We start from the raw sequence: 15,253 nt of genomic DNA, 5'->3' as shown, positions 1-15,253 counted from the left end.
CGCCAGAACCCTTGGCTGCGCCGGGCTGCTCGGGGGCAGCTTCGGCTACGCCCTCGGCCTCGGCAGAGCCCTCGGCTGCGCCGGGCTCACCTGCGGCCTTGGGCGCGCCGGGCTCGGGGGCGGTCGCGGCCTGGCCCGGCGCGCCGGGCTCCGTGGCGTTGGCTGCGCTTTCTGTTGCGCCCAGGCGTTTGGCCGGGGCGTGGTGTTCGGTCGTTTCCGGGGTTCCGGCCGCACCGGATCCCGGCTCCGGGGCCTCGGTGCGCGCGGGTGCGCCCGGTTCCGGCTGGGGTTCGGTGTCGTCGAAGGCCGGGCGGGCGTGGTGCCAGGGGGCGTCCGCCGAGCGGGGGGCCGCCGGGCTGCGCGGCGGTTCCGGCTGCTGGTCGGCCGTGCCGGCCGCCTGCTGGCTGGCCGAGCCCCCCGTCGCACTGCGCGTGCGGCGCGGAGCCGCAGCCTGGCTCGCCGAGCCTTCGGACGCGCTGCGGGCACGACGGGCCGGGGCCGCGCCTTCCGCCGTGCTGCCCGCAGGACGAGCCGGAGCCGCACCCTCCGCCTGGCTCGCCGAACCCTCGCTCACGCTGCGTGTGCGGCGGGCCGGAGCCGCGCCCTCCGCGGCGGCGCGGGGTGGGCGGGCCGTGCGGGTCGGGCGGGCGGGAGCCGGGGGGAGTTGGCCCTTGAGGGGGCCCCATTCGTTGGGGTCCGGGACGCCCGGGGGGAGCATCTGGCGGCGCTTCGGGCCGCCCTCCGCCGGTTCGCCCGGCTCCTTCGCGCCCGGCCACGCCTTGGCCACCCGGGCCGCCAGGACGAAGTCCTTGCGCAGGGGGTGGCCCTCGAAGCCCTCCGGCAGCAGGAGCGGGACCAGGTGCGGGTGGCCCTCGAAGTGCACGCCGAACATCTCGTGGGTCTCGCGCTCGTGCCACGCCGCGCCCGCGAAGACGCCCACGGCACTCGGCAGCGACGGCGCCTCGTGCGGCACCGTCGTGCGCAGGAGCAGACGGCGGACCGCGCCCGGCCCGGTCAGCGCCGCGACGTGCGCGCACACCCTAAAGCCCGTGCCCGGTTCGTCCACCGCGCTAAGCCAGTCGAAGAACGTGCAGCCCAGCCGGTCACGGGCGGTCCCCAGCGCGGTCAGCCACTCGGCCGCGGGGACGTCGACGGTCAGCAGCCCGTACGCCTCCTCGGCGGTCGCATCCTCGCCGAAGAGTTCCTGGGCGCTCGCGGGCAGCCACATCACGCCGTCTCCCCCGGCGTCGGCGGCGCGGCCACCAGGCCGCTGCGCAGCGCGGCGGCGGACGGCCGGGTGTAGCGCTCGCCCAGCGATTCCTGGGCGATCTTCTCCTGGAGCTTGAGGATGCCCTGGAGCAGCGCTTCGGGCCGCGGCGGGCAGCCGGGCACGTAGACGTCCACCGGAATGATCTGGTCGACGCCCTTGGTCACCGAGTACGAGTCCCAGTAGGGGCCGCCGCAGTTCGAGCAGGCACCGAAGGAGATCACGTACTTGGGCTCGGGCATCTGCTCGTACAGCCGCTTCACGGCCGGCGCCATCTTGTCCGTCACCGTGCCGGAGACGATCATCAGGTCGGCCTGGCGCGGGCCCGGCGCGAAGGGGATGACGCCGAGCCGGATGAAGTCGTGCCGGGCCATGGAGGCCGCGATGAACTCGATCGCGCAGCAGGCGAGCCCGAAGTTGAAGACCCACAGGCTGTAGCGGCGGCCCCAGTTCAGGACGACCTTCATCGGCTCGGGGGCGAGGCGCGCCAGCGGGCCGAGGCTACGTGTCACGTCCATTCCAGGACGCCCTTCTTCCATGCGTACAACAGGCCCACGGCGAGGAAGCCGAGGAAGATGAACATCTCCACGAGCGTGGCCGCCCCGAAGCCCGGGGCGGCGAAGACCGTCGCCCACGGGAAGAGGAAGACCGAGTCCACCGCGAAGATCACGTACAGGAAGGCGTAGACGTAGTAGCGCACCTGCGTGTGCGCCCAGCCCTCACCGACCGGGTCCACGCCGCACTCGTACGTCAGCAGTTTCTCGGGCGTCGGCGCCACCGGCCGCAGCAGCCGTCCGGCCCCGAAGGCCACGGCCACGAAGAGCACGCCGATCACCGCGAGCAGCCCGACCACCGAGTACCCGTGGTAGTAGTCCGCCGCCAGCTGGACACTGGCGCCGCTGGTGCGCACGGTCGCGTCCGGCACGTGTGCCCCTCGCTCTCTGTCCTGCGTATTCGACGATCTGTACGCCCGCGAGTCTAGGCCCTGCCGCCGCCCCGGCCGGAAGCGCTGCCCGGCGGGAGGTGGGGTTATCCCCACCTCCCGCCCCCCATGACCCCCATGGCGGGCCGCCGCGGCCGCCGGGCAGGCTTGCCGTATGACTGCCGGCACCACGACGTACGAAGCAGCCGCCGACGAGGACCGGCTGCCCCCCGCCCGCCTCCCGTTCGAAGCCCGGACGTGGAAGGAAGTGGCCCACCTCCTCCTCAATCTCCCGGAAGGAATTCTCGGCTTCCTCTACGTCTCTGTCTGGCTGTATGCCGGTGTGTTGACGGCCGTCACGGTGGTGGGCCTGCCGCTGCTGGCGGTGGGCCTGACGGGGTCGCGCTGGGTGGGCCGGCAGGAGCGGCGCCGGGCGCGGGCCCTGCTGGGCGTGCGGATCGACGAGCCGAGCCCGCTGTCGCGGGCGCGGGCGCACGGCGACGGGCACCGGTTCTTCGGCTGGCTGTGGCCGGCCCTGAAGGACCCGGTGGCCTGGCGCAGCACCCTGTATTCGTTCATCCGATTGCCATGGGGCGTTCTCACTTTCGGGGTCATTCTCTGTCTGCTCTTCGTCGGCTGGCCGTTCCTCGGGTATGTGGCGCGGGCGCTGAGCAATGTGGACCGGGCGATGGTGCGCGGCCTGCTGTGCCCGTCGAGCGAGCTGGAGCGGCGGGTGCGGGAGCTGGAGGAGGACCGCGGGGTGGTGGTGGACACCGCCGCCGCCGACCTGCGCCGCATCGAGCGGGACCTGCACGACGGCGCCCAGGCCCGGCTGGTCGCCCTTGCGATGGGGCTGGGGCTGGCGAAGGAGAAGCTGCTGGAGGATCCGGAGGCGGCGGCGAAGATGGTCGACGAGGCGCACGGCGAAGTGAAGCTCGCCCTGCAGGAGCTGCGCGACCTCGCCCGCGGCATCCACCCGGCGATCCTCACCGACCGCGGTCTGGACGCGGCGCTGTCGGCGCTGGCCGCGCGCTGCACGGTGCCGGTCTCGACCGATGTAGGGCTGGCGGTGCGGCCGGCGCCCGCGATCGAGGGCATCGCCTACTTCACCGTCTCCGAACTGCTCCAGAACATCAGCAAGCACAGCAGAGCCCGCCGGGCCGAGGTCGAGCTGTGGCGCAAGCAGGACCGGCTGCTGATCCAGGTGCGCGACGACGGCCGGGGCGGCGCCTCCACCACGGGCGGCAGCGGGCTGGCGGGGCTGGCCGAGCGGCTCGGCTCGGTCGACGGGCTGTTCGTCGTGGACTCCCCCGTCGGCGGTCCGACGACCATCACGGCGGAGCTGCCCTGGCGCGACCGCTGACCTTTCCTTCGTAAACGGGCGCTCCCCCACCGCGGGGGTGGGGGCAACCCCACCCCCGGGACACCGACCTGCCGCATGGTCCAGGGCGCCGCGGCCGGGGAGCCTGGTGTACGAGAGAACGGCGCGGGGCGCCCAGGCGGATCACGGAGATCGGACGGACAGATGGCCATCGACCACGGACACACGCGCGGCGGGACCGCGGACCGGCGCCACCGGCTGCCGGCCGGGCTGCGGGCCCCGCTGGAGGCGCGCACCTGGCGGGAGTTGCTGTACTTCCTGCTCGGCCTTCCGGTCGCGGTGACGGCGTTCGCGTTCGCGGTCACCATGACCAGCCTCGGCGCCGGGCTGCTGATCACCTTCCTGGGCGTGCCGGTCCTGGCCGCGGCGCTCGCCGGGGCGCGCGGCCTGGGCGCGTTGGAGCGGGCGCGGGCGCGGGCGCTGCTGCGCCTTGATGTCGCCGACCCCGAGCCCGTACGCCCCCGGTCGAAGGACGGGCGGGGCGGGGCGATGGCCTGGGTGGGGGCGCTGCTCAAGAGCGGGACGTCCTGGCGCCATCTGCTGTACGCGCTGGTGTACTTCCCGTGGGCGCTGTTCGCGTTCGTGGTGTCGGTGGTGCTGTGGTCGGTGGGCTGGTCGCTGTTCCTGTATCCGGCGTACGAGTGGGTGTTCCCCGAGTTCGTCGGCGGGTCGGGGCTGCAGTTGTACGGCGACGCCGACGGCTACGCCGTCTACCTGGACGGTCCCGTGAAGACGGTCCTGACCTGCGCGGTGGGTCTGGTGCTGGTGCTGGTCACGCCGTGGGTGCTGCGCGGCATGGCGCAGGTGGACCGGCTGCTGGTGTCAGGGCTGCTGGGGCCCTCGCGGCTGGCGGCACGGGTGTGGGAGCTGGAAGAGGACCGCGGGGTGGTGGTGGACACCGCCGCCGCCGACCTGCGCCGCATCGAGCGGGACCTGCACGACGGCGCCCAGGCCCGGCTGGTCGCCCTCGCCATGGATCTGGGGCTGGCGAAGGAGAAGCTGCTGGAGGATCCGGAGGCCGCGGCGAAGATGGTCGACGAGGCGCACGGCGAAGTGAAGCTCGCCCTCCAGGAGCTGCGCGACCTCGCCCGCGGCATCCACCCGGCCATCCTCACCGACCGCGGTCTGGACGCGGCGCTGTCGGCGCTGGCCGCACGCTGCACGGTGCCGGTCTCCACCGAGGTGGACCTGGCCGAGCGTCCGGCACCGGCGATCGAGGGCATCGCCTACTTCACCGTCTCCGAACTGCTCCAGAACATCAGCAAGCACAGCGGAGCCCGCACCGCCCGGGTGGACGTGTGGCGTTCGGCGGACCGGCTGATGCTCCAGGTCTGGGACGACGGGCAGGGCGGTGCCTCCACCGCGGCGGGCAGCGGGCTGGCGGGGCTGGCCGAGCGCCTCGGCTCGGTCGACGGGCTGCTGGTCGCCGACTCCCCCGCCGGCGGTCCGACCGCCGTGACGGCCGAACTGCCGTGGCGCGGCCCCATGGAGTGACCGCGCGCAGGCCCTGCCCGCCGCCGGGAGCGGACGATTGCTGCGATGCTGGGAGAGTTGGTCTTCATACAGCAGCGCCGGCGCGGGGCCGCGCGGGGACATCGGGGGCAGGAAATCGTGGAGGACAGGGTGCGGGTGGTCATCGCCGAGGACTCGGTGCTGCTTCGGGAGGGCCTGACCCGGCTGCTGACCGACCGGGGGCACGAGGTCGTGGCGGGTGTGGGCGACGCTGAGGCGCTCGTCAAGACCATCACCGACCTGAGCGGCGAGGGAGCGCTGCCGGACGTGGTGGTCGCGGACGTGCGGATGCCGCCGACCCACACCGACGAGGGCGTACGGGCCGCGGTGCGGCTGCGCCGGGACCACCCCGAGCTGGGTGTGCTGGTGCTCTCGCAGTACGTCGAGGAGCAGTACGCCACGGAGCTGCTGGCGGGCAGCAGCCGGGGCGTGGGCTATCTGCTCAAGGACCGGGTGGCGGAGGTGCGCGAGTTCGTGGACGCGGTGGTGCGCGTCGCGCGCGGCGGCACCGCGCTGGACCCGGAGGTCGTCGCCCAGCTGCTGGGCCGCAGCCGCAAGCAGGACGTGCTGGCCGGACTGACGCCGCGCGAGCGCGAGGTCCTCGGTCTGATGGCCGAGGGACGGACGAACTCCGCGATCGCCAAGCAGCTGGTGGTGAGCGACGGGGCGGTGGAGAAGCACGTCAGCAACATCTTCCTCAAGCTGGGGCTTTCGCCCAGCGACGGGGACCACCGGCGGGTCCTGGCGGTGCTCACCTACCTGCGCTCGTAACGGTCCGCGGGCCGGGCGTAGATCAAAAGAACGAGGGGATCCCCCAGAGCCGAAGGCCTTGGAAAGGACCCCTCGGGACGCCGCAAAACCATGACAAATAGGGGCGAAAGCGTACTACCCTCTGCGGTTTGTCCCGTGATCCCTCCCTGGAAGGCCACCCTTACCCACGTACGATGGCCATGGGAACGCCGGTTACGCACCACCGAGTGCGCGGCGCCGCCACGAGGGAGGTCCGAAGCAGTGACCAGCCAGGTCAGCAGCCCGGCCGAACAGGCCGATTCCGCCGAGCCGCACGGGGACTCCCCGCCGGCGGGAGGGGAAGAGACCACAGCGCGCCCCGCCGCCGCCAAGGAGGTGCGCCGCCTCGACCGGGTGATCATCCGGTTCGCGGGCGACTCCGGTGACGGCATGCAGCTCACGGGCGACCGTTTCACCTCGGAGACGGCCTCCTTCGGCAACGACCTGTCGACGCTGCCGAACTTCCCGGCCGAGATCCGGGCGCCCGCCGGGACGCTGCCGGGCGTCTCCAGCTTCCAGCTGCACTTCGCGGACCACGACATCCTCACGCCCGGCGACGCCCCGGACGTGCTGGTCGCGATGAACCCGGCGGCGCTCAAGGCCAACCTGGCCGACGTGCCGCGCGGCGGCGAGATCATCGTCAACACCGACGAGTTCGCCAAGCGCGCGATGGCCAAGGTGGGTTACGCCGCCAGCCCGCTGGAGGACGGCTCGCTGGACGCCTACCGCGTGCACGCCGTTCCGCTGACCACGCTGACCATCGAGGCGCTCAAGGACCACGGCCTGTCCCGCAAGGAGGCCGAGCGCAGCAAGAACATGTTCGCGCTGGGCCTGCTGTCGTGGATGTACCACCGGCCGACCGAGAGCACCGAGGCGTTCCTGCGGAAGAAGTTCGCGAAGAAGCCGCACATCGCCGAGGCCAACGTGGCCGCCTTCCGGGCCGGCTGGAACTTCGGCGAGACCACCGAGGACTTCGCCGTCTCCTACGAGGTGGCCCCCGCCACCGCCGCCTTCCCGCCCGGCACCTACCGCAACATCTCCGGCAACCTGGCGCTGTCCTACGGCCTGGTCGCCGCCTCCCGCCAGGCGGACCTGCCGCTCTACCTGGGCTCGTACCCGATCACCCCGGCCTCCGACATCCTGCACGAGCTGTCGCGGCACAAGAACTTCGGTGTACGCACCTTCCAGGCCGAGGACGAGATCGCGGGCATCGGCGCGGCGCTGGGCGCGGCCTTCGGTGGCGCGCTCGCGGTGACCACCACCTCCGGCCCCGGCGTGGCCCTGAAGTCGGAGACGATCGGGCTCGCCGTCTCGCTCGAACTGCCGCTGCTGATCGTCGACATCCAGCGCGGCGGCCCCTCCACGGGCCTGCCCACCAAGACCGAGCAGGCCGACCTGCTCCAGGCGATGTACGGGCGCAACGGCGAGGCCCCGGTGCCGATCGTGGCCCCGAAGACGCCCGCCGACTGCTTCGACGCCGCCCTGGACGCGGCCCGGATCGCCCTGACCTACCGGACGCCGGTGTTCCTGCTGAGCGACGGCTACCTGGCCAACGGGTCCGAGCCCTGGCGGATCCCCGAGGTCGACGAACTGCCCGACCTGCGGGTGCAGTTCGCCACCGGCCCCAACCACACCCTGGCCGACGGCACCGAGGTCTTCTGGCCCTACAAGCGCGACGAGCAGACCCTCGCCCGCCCCTGGGCCGTGCCCGGCACCCCGGGCCTGGAGCACCGCATCGGCGGCATCGAGAAGCAGGACGGCACGGGCAACATCTCCTACGACCCGGCCAACCACGACTTCATGGTCCGCACCCGCCAGGCCAAGATCGACGGCATCGACGTGCCCCGCCTCGACGTGGACGACCCCGACGGCGCCGCCCGCACCCTCGTGCTCGGCTGGGGCTCCACCTACGGACCGATCACCGCGGCCGTGCGCCGGGTCCGGGCGGGGGGCGGCCGCATCGCCCAGGCGCACCTGCGCCACCTCAACCCCTTCCCCGCCGACCTCGGGGACGTACTGCAGCGCTACGACACGGTGGTCGTACCGGAGATGAACCTCGGCCAGCTCGCCACCCTGCTGCGGGCGAAGTACCTCGTCGACATCCGCTCCCACACCCAGGTCAGCGGAATGCCGTTCAAGGCCGAGCAGCTCGCGGACGTGTTCAAGGAGGCCATCCATGACTGAGACGATCCCGCAGGGCACGGGCGCGATCGAGGCACTCTCCCTCGTGCCCAAGGCCGAGGCCGTGCAGTCCATGAAGGACTTCAAGTCCGACCAGGAAGTGCGCTGGTGCCCGGGGTGCGGCGACTACGCCATCCTCGCCGCCGTCCAGGGCTTCATGCCCGAGCTGGGCCTGGCGAAGGAGAACATCTGCTTCGTCTCCGGCATCGGCTGCTCCTCCCGCTTCCCGTACTACATGAACACCTACGGGATGCACTCCATCCACGGCCGCGCCCCCGCCATCGCCACGGGCCTGGCCACCTCCCGCCGCGACCTGTCCGTCTGGGTCGTCACCGGCGACGGCGACGCCCTCTCCATCGGCGGCAACCACCTCATCCACGCCCTGCGCCGCAACGTCAACCTCAAGATCCTGCTGTTCAACAACCGGATCTACGGGCTGACCAAGGGCCAGTACTCCCCCACCTCCGAGGTCGGCAAGATCACCAAGTCGACGCCGATGGGCTCGCTCGACGCGCCCTTCAACCCGGTGTCGCTGGCGCTGGGCGCCGAGGCCTCCTTCGTGGCCCGTACGGTCGACTCCGACCGCAAGCACCTCACCGAGGTGCTGCGCCAGGCGGCCGCCCACCCCGGCACCGCGCTCGTGGAGATCTACCAGAACTGCAACATCTTCAACGACGGCGCCTTCGAGGCCCTGAAGGACAAGCAGCAGGCGCAGGAGGCGGTCATCCGCCTCGAGCACGGGCAGCCCATCCGCTTCGGCACCGACCTGGCCAAGGGCGTCGTGCGCAACGCGGCCACCGGCGATCTGGAGGTCGTGGCGGTCACCCCGGAGAACGAGGCGCGGATCCTGGTCCACGACGCGCACAGCGCGTCCCCGACCACGGCCTTCGCGCTCTCCCGGCTCGCCGACCCGGACACCCTGCACCAGACGCCCATCGGCGTCTTCCGCAGCGTGGACCGGCCGGTCTACGACGGCCTGATGTCGGAGCAGTTGGAGACGGCCGTCGTGCAGCAGGGCAAGGGCGACCTGGCCGCCCTCCTGCGCGGCAACGACACCTGGACCGTCGTGGGCTGATCCGACCAGCGTACGAACCTCCGGCCGGGCACGATCGGGTGTCCGGCCGGAGGTTCTGGCGGCCGCCGGGCCGGGCAGCGGCTCTCATATGGACATGGCCGACTCCGAAGCCGCCCCCCTCGTCCGCGACCGGCTCGCCTACCGCCTCAAGCGGCGCATCCTCGGCCCGCCGCTCGTCACCGAGCAGCTCGCCCACCAGACCCTCTCCAACCCCATGGCGCTCGGGGTCCTCGCCTCCGACTGCATCTCCTCCACCGCCTACGGCTCCGAGGAGATGCTGCGCATCCTCGTGCCGGTGGTCGGCGTCGCCGCGTTCACCCTGCTGATGCCGGTGACGGGCGCGATCCTGCTCGTCCTGGTGCTGCTCACGTTCTCCTACCGGGACGTGGTCTCCGTCTACACCAGGGCGGGCGGCTCCTACGTCGTGGCGCGCGAGAACTTCGGGCCGCGGATCGCCCAGATCGCGGCCGTCGCCCTGCTCGTCGACTACATCGTCACCGTCGCCGTGCAGACCGCCGCGGGCACCGACGCGCTGATCTCCCTCGCGCACCTCGTCGGCGAGGAGTACACCGGCATCGACCACCTCAAGCTGCCCATCACCATGGGCGTGGTGGTGCTGCTGATGTACGGGAATCTGCGCGGCGTCCGTGAGGCGGGCCGTGCCTTCGCGGCCCCCGCGTACCTCTTCATGCTGGCCGTCGCGCTGATGCTGGCGGTGGGCCTGGTCCGGGCACTGGGCGGCGGCCTGCCGCACGCGAACGTGCACGCGCAGGGCGCCCTCGACCTCGGCACCCCGGGGCAGGGCTGGCTCTACGGGGCCTCGCTCTTCATGGTGCTACGGGCCTTCGCCAACGGCGGCTCCTCGCTCACCGGGCTGGAGGCGATCTCCAACAGCGTCTCCGCCTTCCGCCGCCCGCAGGGCACCAACGCCCGCCGCACGCTGACCGTGATGAGCTGCGTGCTGGGCACCATGGTCCTCGGCGTCTCCGCGCTCGCCCACTTCACCCACGCGATCCCCTACGTGGACGGCAACCCCACCGTCATCGCGCAGGAGGCCCACCTGGTCTTCGGCAACGGCTGGCTGGGCACGGCCGGGCTCGTCTACGTCCAGCTGGCGACGGCGCTCATCCTCTACACGGGCGCCAACACGCCCTTCACCGGCTTCCCCTTCCTGGCCAGCTTCGTGGCCGAGGACCGCTTCCTGCCCCGGCAGCTGACGCGCCGGGGCCACCGCCTCGCCTTCTCCAACGGAATCATCAGCCTCACCGTCGTCTCGCTGGCGCTGCTGCTGGTGACGCGCGGCAGCGTCGACAGGCTCGTCGCGCTCTACGCCATCGGCGTCTTCACCGGCTTCACCATGGCGGCCGCCGGGATGACCGCGCACTACCTGCGCCAGCCCGGGGAACGGCACCGGCATTGGAAGGCCGGGGTCAACCTGGTCGCGGCGGTGGCCTCCGCGCTGGTCGTGCTGATCTTCGCGGTCACCAAGTTCACGGAGGGCGCCTGGCTGGTCGTCATGGTCTTCCCCCTGGGGGTGTGGGCGCTGATCCGCATCAACCGGCAGTACCGGCAGGAGGCGGAGGCGCTGGAGCACGTCCCCTCCCCCGGGGAACGGCCGCACTGGCGCAGACACCTGGTCTACGTGCTCGTCGACGCCTTCGACCTGGCCACCGTCAAGGCACTCAGCTACGCGCACGAGCTGCGCGCCGACGAGGTGCGGGCGCTGCACTTCGTCATCGACGAGGCCCGGGCGAAGCGGCTGGCCCGGCTGTGGGAGGAGTCGACCGGCACGGGCGATGTGCCGCTCGACCTCATCGACTGCCCGGACCGGCGGCTGCGGCACACCGTGGCGACGATCGCGGCCCGCATCACGGCGGACGGCGCGACGGCCCTGACGCTGCTCATCCCGCGCCGCACCTACTCGACGCCGCTGGGCCGGCTGCTGCACCGCAACATGGGCGAGGAGATGGCGAAGACGCTGGAGCACCTGCCGAACGTGGCGGTGACCATCCTGCCGTTCGACGTCACCAAGGCGATCGAGCAACTGCAGGCGCAGGCCAGGGCGGCCCGTTCCCGGACGCCGTCATGACCGTCACACGAGACGCGAATGACAGGCGGGGTGCGGTGCCGCTACCTTCGCAAGGTTGCCGCTGCCGCATCCCTGGGAGGTATCCGTGAAGCCGCACATATCTCGGGACGAGACTCGCACCGGACTGCTGTGCAGCGTCGCCGCGTACTCGATCTGGGGCCTCTTCCCGCTCTACTGGCCGCTGCTGGAGCCGACCAGCGCCGCCGAGATCCTCGCCCACCGGATGGTGTGGTCGCTGGTCACGGTGGCCCTCGCGCTGCTGGCCACCCGTCGGCTGGACTGGATCCGCCCGCTGCTGCGGCAGCCCAAGCGGATCGGGATGATCGCGCTGGGCGCCCTCTTCATCTCCGTGAACTGGGGCGTCTACATCTGGGGCGTCAACACCGGGCACGTCGTCGACACGTCCATGGGCTACTTCATCAACCCCCTGGTCAGCATCGCCTTCGGCGTCCTCGTGCTGCGTGAGCGGCTGCGGCCGCTGCAGTGGACGGCGGTCGGGGTCGGCGCCGCGGCGGTCGTGGTGATGGCCGTCGCCTACGGCAAGCCGCCGTGGATCTCACTGGTGCTGGCGGCCACGTTCAGCACCTACGGCCTGGTCAAGAAGAAGGTGGGGCTGGGCGGTCTGGAGTCGATGGCCGCCGAGACGGCCGTGCAGTTCCTCCCGGCGCTGGGCTTCCTCCTCTTCCTGGGCGCACAGGGCCGGTCCACCTTCACCGCCTCGGGCACCGGGCACGCCCTGCTGCTGGCGGGCACCGGCGTGATCACCGCGCTGCCGCTGATCTGCTTCGGCATCGCGGCCGTCCGGCTGCCGCTGTCGGTGATCGGGATGGTGCAGTACCTCGCCCCCGTCTTCCAGTTCGCCCTCGGGATCACCGTCTTCCACGAGACCATGCCGCCCGAGCGCTGGGCGGGCTTCGCGCTGGTGTGGCTGGCGCTGGCGCTGCTGACGTGGGATGCGCTGCGGACGGCCCGCAGGGCGCGGGCGGAGCTGCTCGCCGTCCAGGACCGCGTGCGCCCGGTATCCGGAAACGAGCGTCCGGTGTCCGAAACCCTCTCTTGACGGGCCCATGGGGGGCCTCCAACATCATGTTCACGTCAAATGAGTTGGAGCCCCCCATGTCTGAACTCCACGGACCAACCCTGACCCGCAGCCCCCACAGGCCCCTCAGAACCCACAGCACGCGCAGAGCCCTTCCGCTGGCCGCCGGTGCGGCCCTGACCGCCGCCCTGCTCGGCATGTCCCCGGCCCCGGCCACCGCGGTCCCCACCACCGCGAGCGCCCACGCCGCCCCCGTCGCCGCCCGGCACACGGCGGGCGCCCCGGACATACCCGTCGCGGGCGTCAAGGCACACCTCGGTCAACTGCAGTCCATAGCGCGCGCCAACGGCGGCAACCGCGCCCACGGCCGCCCGGGCTACAAGGCGTCCCTCGACTACGTCAAGGCCAAGCTGGACGCCGCCGGATACACCACCACCGTCCAGCCCTTCACCTCCTCCGGCGGCACGACGGGCTACAACCTCGTCGCCGACTGGCCCGGCGGCGACGCCAACCACGTCGTCTTCACCGGCGCCCACCTCGACTCGGTCCAGGCCGGCCCCGGCATCAACGACGACGGCTCCGGCTCGGCCGGCATCCTCGAAGTCGCCCTCGCCGTGGCCCGCGAGGGCTACCACCCCGACAAGCACCTGCGGTTCGCCTGGTGGGGCGCCGAGGAGCTGGGCATGGTCGGCTCGCGGAACTACGTGGACAAGCTGCCCGCCGCCGAGCGGTCGAAGATCGACGCGTATCTGAACTTCGACATGATCGGCTCGCCGAACCCGGGCTACTTCGTCTACGGCTACGACCAGCCGCTCGAAGGGCTCTTCGAGAACTACTTCGCCGGCAAGGACATCGCCACCGAGGTCGACACGGAGGGCGACGGCCGCTCCGACCACGCGCCCTTCCAGGACGCGGGCATACCCGTGGGCGGCCTGTTCAGCGGGGCGGACTACATCAAGTCCGCCGACCAGGCGGCGAAGTGGGGCGGCACCCAGGGCAAGGCGTTCGACGCCTGCTACCACCGGTCCTGCGACACGTACGCGAACCTCTCGGACACGGCGCTCAAGAACAACAGCGACGCGATCGCGTACGCGGTGTGGTCGCTGAGCGGCGGCTCGGGCTCCTCGCGCTGACGCAGCGCCCTTGGAGTCGGACGGGCCCCTGCGGGCCCGTCCGGCTCACACGGTCACGTCCCGCGCCGTGAACCGCGCCCAGGCCGCCGACCCGAACACGGCCGCGTAGAGCGCCTGCAGGCCCAGATTGCGCAGCATCTGGTCCCAGTAGACCGGATCCCGCAGCAGATCCGCGAAGCTCAGCCAGTAGTGCGGGAAGAGATACGGCTGGATCGCGTGCAGCTGCGGGAACTGGTCCAGGATCTGGACCGTGATCAGCAGACCCACCGTCGTGGCCATCGCCGCGATGCCGCTGTTGGTGAGGGTCGACACGAAGAGCCCCAGCGCCGCCACGCCCATCAGCGACATGGCCACCACCACCGCGATCAGAGCCGCCCGCAGCAGCCCTTCGCCCAGCGATATCGTCGTCCCGCTGATCAGCGTGACGTCGCCCAGCGGGAAGAGCAGCGCCCCGACCGCCAGCGCCGAGGCGGCCACCACGAAGGCGGCCACCAGGCAGAAGAGCATCGCCGTCGCGAACTTGGCGAGCAGCAGCCGCGTCCGCCCGGCGGGCGCGACGAGGAGATAGCGCAGCGTCCCCGCGCTCGCCTCGCCCGCGATCGAGTCGCCCGCGATCACCCCGACGGCCATCGGGAGGAAGAACGGCAGCGTGGCGGCGAGGGCCGTGAAGACCAGGAAGAGGCCGTTGTTGGTGACCTGGCTGATGAAGGCCGGGCCCCCGCCGTCGTGCCCGCCCGAGCCGCCGCCGCGCGTCTCGACCTTCACGGCGATGCCCACCAGCACCGGCACCGCGGCCAGCACGCCCAGCAGCGCGAGCGTCCGCCACCGCCGGAAGGTCGTGCCCACCTCGCTGCGCAGGAGCGAGAGCCCCCACAGCGGGCTCGGGGCCCGCACCGCGGCCGCCGTCTCAGCCTGCGACATCGAAACCCTCCCCGGTGAGCGCGACGAAAGCGTCCTCCAGCGAGGCCCGCTGCGTGCCGAAGGCCCGGACGCGGACGTCCGCCCGGACGAGCGCGGCGTTGACGTCGGCGAGGTCCGGCGGCCCGGCGGCGGGCAGTTCGCCGGTGACGCGGTCGTCGGTGACGACGAGGTCGATCACTCCGTGCTCCTTGAGGACCCGTACGGCATCCGCTGTGTCGGGGGTGGTGACGGCCAGCCGGCCGCGGACCGAGGAGGCGAGGTCGGCCACCGTGCCCTGGGTCAGCAGCCGGCCCTGTGCCATGACGGCCGCGTGCGTGCAGACCTGCTCGATCTCGTCGAGGAGGTGCGAGGAGAGGAAGACCGTGGTGCCGTCCGAGGCCAGCTGCCGCACCAGGGACCGGATCTCGCGCATGCCCTGCGGGTCGAGGCCGTTGGTCGGCTCGTCCAGCACGAGCAGCTCGCGCGGCCGCAGCAGCGCCGAGGCCAGGCCGAGGCGCTGCTTCATGCCGAGCGAGTAGGCACGGGCCTTCTTGCCCGCGGCGCCCGCGAGGCCCACCCGATCCAGGGCGCCCTCGACGCGGGCGGCCCGGGTGCGGGGGTCGGCGGTGGGGTCGGCGGCGTCGAACCGCACGAGATTGTCGCGGCCGCTGAGGAAGCCGTAGAGGGCGGGCCCCTCGATCAGGGCGCCCACCCTCGGCAGCACCCGCCGCCCGGCGCCGGGCATCGCCTCGCCCAGCACCCGGGCGGTGCCCGACGTCGGTTCGATCAGCCCCATCAGCATCCGGATGGTGGTGGTCTTGCCGGAGCCGTTGGGCCCGAGGAAGCCGAAGACACTGCCCCGCGGCACGACGAGGTCGAGCCCGTCGACGGCGAGCTGCCCACCGCGGTAGCGCTTGGTGAGGCCGAGCGTGGCGATCACCGGTTCCATCGGCTTCCCCGTCCTT

At 72.2% G+C, this 15,253-nt stretch carries 13 protein-coding genes; 8 read left to right on the top strand and 5 right to left on the bottom strand.

All coding sequences use genetic code 11. From position 1 onward, the window contains the following. From FHS39_RS17585 to FHS39_RS17575, 3 genes are all read right to left on the bottom strand, one after another. A partial coding sequence (locus FHS39_RS17585) for an NADH-quinone oxidoreductase subunit C (protein ID WP_184350309.1) occupies window positions 1-1,228 on the bottom strand: 1,228 nt, incomplete at its 3' end. Continuing rightward, window positions 1,228-1,785: an NADH-quinone oxidoreductase subunit B gene (locus FHS39_RS17580; RefSeq protein ID WP_246470328.1), complete on the bottom strand. Its 558-nt coding sequence runs from the start codon at window positions 1,783-1,785 to the stop codon at window positions 1,228-1,230. The genes FHS39_RS17580 and FHS39_RS17585, both read right to left, overlap by 1 nt. Then, on the bottom strand, window positions 1,776-2,192 hold the full coding sequence (locus FHS39_RS17575; RefSeq protein ID WP_184350307.1) for an NADH-quinone oxidoreductase subunit A: 417 nt from the start codon (window positions 2,190-2,192) through the stop codon (window positions 1,776-1,778). The genes FHS39_RS17580 and FHS39_RS17575 overlap by 10 nt, the downstream gene beginning before the upstream one ends. 172 nt (window positions 2,193-2,364) lie before the next feature. Between FHS39_RS17575 and FHS39_RS17570 the strand changes: the two genes are divergently transcribed. From FHS39_RS17570 to FHS39_RS17535, 8 genes are all read left to right on the top strand, one after another. Then, entirely contained in the window at window positions 2,365-3,552 is a 1,188-nt protein-coding gene (locus FHS39_RS17570) for a sensor histidine kinase (protein WP_184350306.1), read from the top strand. A 162-nt stretch (window positions 3,553-3,714) separates the two neighbouring features. After that, entirely contained in the window at window positions 3,715-5,064 is a 1,350-nt protein-coding gene (locus tag FHS39_RS17565; protein ID WP_184350305.1) for a sensor histidine kinase, read from the top strand. A gap of 129 nt (window positions 5,065-5,193) precedes the next feature. Then, complete coding sequence (locus FHS39_RS17560; RefSeq protein WP_184350622.1) at window positions 5,194-5,853, top strand: LuxR C-terminal-related transcriptional regulator; 660 nt, start codon at window positions 5,194-5,196, stop codon at window positions 5,851-5,853. A 240-nt stretch (window positions 5,854-6,093) separates the two neighbouring features. Next, on the top strand, window positions 6,094-8,055 hold the full coding sequence (locus FHS39_RS17555) for a 2-oxoacid:acceptor oxidoreductase subunit alpha (protein ID WP_184350304.1): 1,962 nt from the start codon (window positions 6,094-6,096) through the stop codon (window positions 8,053-8,055). Beyond that, a complete protein-coding gene (locus tag FHS39_RS17550; protein WP_184350303.1) occupies window positions 8,048-9,127 on the top strand; it encodes a 2-oxoacid:ferredoxin oxidoreductase subunit beta in 1,080 nt (359 codons plus the stop codon). The genes FHS39_RS17555 and FHS39_RS17550 overlap by 8 nt, the downstream gene beginning before the upstream one ends. Window positions 9,128-9,221: 94 nt before the next feature. Next, window positions 9,222-11,216, top strand: coding sequence for an APC family permease (locus FHS39_RS17545; RefSeq protein ID WP_184350302.1), 1,995 nt, complete (start codon window positions 9,222-9,224; stop codon window positions 11,214-11,216). Between the two features lie 85 nt (window positions 11,217-11,301). After that, complete coding sequence (gene rarD / locus FHS39_RS17540; protein WP_184350301.1) at window positions 11,302-12,276, top strand: EamA family transporter RarD; 975 nt, start codon at window positions 11,302-11,304, stop codon at window positions 12,274-12,276. A gap of 56 nt (window positions 12,277-12,332) precedes the next feature. Continuing rightward, complete coding sequence (locus tag FHS39_RS17535; protein ID WP_184350300.1) at window positions 12,333-13,388, top strand: M28 family metallopeptidase; 1,056 nt, start codon at window positions 12,333-12,335, stop codon at window positions 13,386-13,388. 45 nt (window positions 13,389-13,433) lie between these two features. On the opposite strand, the gene FHS39_RS17530 is transcribed toward FHS39_RS17535, so the two are convergent. Together FHS39_RS17530 and FHS39_RS17525 are read right to left on the bottom strand one after the other, a co-directional pair. Next, window positions 13,434-14,309, bottom strand: coding sequence for an ABC transporter permease (locus FHS39_RS17530; RefSeq protein WP_184350299.1), 876 nt, complete (start codon window positions 14,307-14,309; stop codon window positions 13,434-13,436). After that, window positions 14,296-15,237: an ABC transporter ATP-binding protein gene (locus FHS39_RS17525; protein WP_184350298.1), complete on the bottom strand. Its 942-nt coding sequence runs from the start codon at window positions 15,235-15,237 to the stop codon at window positions 14,296-14,298. Before FHS39_RS17525 ends, FHS39_RS17530 begins: the two co-directional genes overlap by 14 nt. Between the last annotated feature and the right edge of the window lie 16 nt (window positions 15,238-15,253).

The organism is Streptomyces olivoverticillatus, from assembly GCF_014203555.1.
In the GTDB taxonomy this organism is placed as follows: Bacteria; Actinomycetota; Actinomycetes; order Streptomycetales; family Streptomycetaceae; genus Streptomyces; species Streptomyces olivoverticillatus.
This window is presented reverse-complemented; position numbering and strand designations above follow the sequence as displayed.

Coding starts and splice junctions, on each gene's coding strand:
- FHS39_RS17580 (WP_246470328.1), bottom strand. CDS start 1,785: ATGGACGTGACACGTAGCCTCGGCCCGCTGGCGCGCCTCGCCCCCGAG.
- FHS39_RS17525 (WP_184350298.1), bottom strand. CDS start 15,237: ATGGAACCGGTGATCGCCACGCTCGGCCTCACCAAGCGCTACCGCGGT.
- FHS39_RS17565 (WP_184350305.1), top strand. CDS start 3,715: ATGGCCATCGACCACGGACACACGCGCGGCGGGACCGCGGACCGGCGC.
- FHS39_RS17530 (WP_184350299.1), bottom strand. CDS start 14,309: ATGTCGCAGGCTGAGACGGCGGCCGCGGTGCGGGCCCCGAGCCCGCTG.
- FHS39_RS17570 (WP_184350306.1), top strand. CDS start 2,365: ATGACTGCCGGCACCACGACGTACGAAGCAGCCGCCGACGAGGACCGG.
- FHS39_RS17550 (WP_184350303.1), top strand. CDS start 8,048: ATGACTGAGACGATCCCGCAGGGCACGGGCGCGATCGAGGCACTCTCC.
- FHS39_RS17535 (WP_184350300.1), top strand. CDS start 12,333: ATGTCTGAACTCCACGGACCAACCCTGACCCGCAGCCCCCACAGGCCC.
- FHS39_RS17545 (WP_184350302.1), top strand. CDS start 9,222: ATGGCCGACTCCGAAGCCGCCCCCCTCGTCCGCGACCGGCTCGCCTAC.